1 protein-coding gene, 1 tRNA gene and 1 pseudogene are annotated in these 1946 nt (G+C 64.3%); all 3 read right to left on the bottom strand.

Features of this window, described 5'->3' with window-relative positions; genetic code table 11:
* Positions 1-574: 574 nt before the first annotated feature.
* Entirely contained in the window at positions 575-1174 is a 600-nt protein-coding gene (gene sod, locus B9G38_RS16595; RefSeq protein WP_086221111.1) for a superoxide dismutase, read from the bottom strand.
* Positions 1175-1576: 402 nt separating this feature from the next.
* Positions 1577-1660, bottom strand: a tRNA-Ser gene (locus B9G38_RS16590).
* 78 nt (positions 1661-1738) lie between these two features.
* A pseudogene (locus tag B9G38_RS16585) lies at positions 1739-1946 on the bottom strand (hypothetical protein); the annotation flags it as partial.

Genomic DNA, 1946 nt, shown 5'->3' with positions numbered 1-1946 from the left:
CTCTAGTCCGGTCCCGTGGGCTGTGGGATGGGTATAAGAGCCAGGCGCGGCACAGCACCTCCCACCTCCCCCCCCTCGTCAGTCGGCCGGAGCAACGCGAAGGGCGACTGACGAGGCTGGGGAGGTGAGAGGTGCTGTGCGGAGCTGTGCGGGGTGGGACTCAAAGGGGCAGCCGTGAGGGCGGCGCAGGCGACGTAAGGACCGCAGCGAGTGAGCGAAGCGAACGAGCGAGGAGCGCAACGAGCGTGCGCCGCCCTCACGGCTGGGGCTTTGGAGGTGTTCTCCGCCGATCCGTAATCGAGTGTTTATAAGCTACCAACTGGAGCTTTGGCGGTATCCTCCGCCGATCCGTAGTCGAGTGCTTATAAGCGACCAACTGGGGATTCGGCGGTGTTGTCCACCGATCCGCAATCAGCTGTTTATAAACGAGCAGCTGAGCTTCAGCGGATTTCACCGTTGACTCACCAGCAATCACTTATAAATCAGTCGGCCTGAACGGACCCGTCACTAACCCCGTAGCGTCCTGCGAAAAAATGCGGATCTCGACGCGCGTAACGCGTCCTCTCGAACGCGCTTACTCGAACAGCTCGACGGCCTGCTCGTAGCGATCCGACGGCTCCTCCCAGTCGACGACCTCGAAGAAGTTGTCGACGAACTCGCCGCGAGCCGGACCGTAGTCGTGGTAGTAGGAGTGCTCCCAGACGTCCAGCGCGAGGACCGGGTGACCGCCCCAGATCGCACCCTGGTCGTGCTTGTCGACCACGACGTTGCGGAGCTGATTCGAGAACGTGTCGTACACCAGGAGCGCCCAGCCGCTGGCCGCGGAGGCCGCCGCCTCGAACTCGCCCTTCCAGGCCTCGTACGAGCCGAAGTCCTCTGCGATGCGGTCGGCCAGCTCGCCCTCGGGCTCGTCGCCGCCCTCCGGCGACATGTTCTGCCAGAACAGGTCGTGGAGGATGTGGCCCGAGGAGTTGTGGGTCACGTTGCGGATGGCGCCGCCGGACGAAGAGAAGTCGTGGGACTCACGGTTCTCTTCGAGCGTCTCTTCGGCGGCGTTCCAGCCGTTGACGTACCCCTGATGGTGGGTGTCGTGATGCCATTCGAGCACCTGCTCGGAGATGTGCGGTTCCAGCGCGTCGTAATCGTACGGAAGCGGATCGAGTTCGTAGCTCATACCTGTATCACCTACGTCGAACATGTGCCGGAATCCTGTTAAAGATAATGCGGCACGCGCTACCACGCGACACCGGACGAGAGTGTTATCGGGTGTACGTGACCGTTACCGGTGGTGTTGCGGTTCGGGCCTCGAACCCGACCGATCGCGGTGTCGATCGGAATCGACGGACGCAACGTACTGATAACCAGATTCGGTTTCGCGACCGATCGAGATTCGGGACGCTCTCCGGTTCGAATCGCGCACGAACCGTGTCCGGCGCGAAGTGCGCCGGACGCGTAACGGTGGGACTGGGATTCGAACCGATGCGAGACGATCGCCCTCGTTCCACTCGGGCGCTGCGACTCACAGGCTTCGAATCCCGCACGAGACGCGCGCAGCGCGGAGTGCGCTGCGCGCTTACGGTGGGACTGGGATTCGAACCCAGGAAGCCGTGAGGCTACCTGCTTTCAAGGCAGGCGCAATGGGCCGCTCTGCCATCCCACCACACGTGACCGCTGGAGGCCGCCCGACTAAGTGGTGTCGGATCCGACGAGCCCGACCGAACCGCCCGAGCCCGACCGCTCAGTCCCGCACCAACCGCTGCTCGCCGTCCTCGACCACCACGTCCAGTCCCTTCTCGTGGACGAACGCCGCGGTGTAGTCCGGGACCACGCGCTCCGCGGCGAACCGCGCGCGGAGCATCGGCACCACGTCGAGGAGGTCCTCGCCGGTCTCTAAGGAGGGCGACGGCTCGACGAAGTCCACCGAGCGGTCCGCGTCGCGGCCGCGC

The sequence above is a fragment of the Halorubrum sp. SD612 genome (genome assembly GCF_002135005.1).
This window is presented reverse-complemented; position numbering and strand designations above follow the sequence as displayed.

What these genes read in the sequence shown, in the direction of transcription:
- sod (WP_086221111.1), bottom strand. Translation starts at nt 1,174, where the DNA reads ATGAGCTACGAACTCGATCCGCTTCCGTACGATTACGACGCGCTGGAA.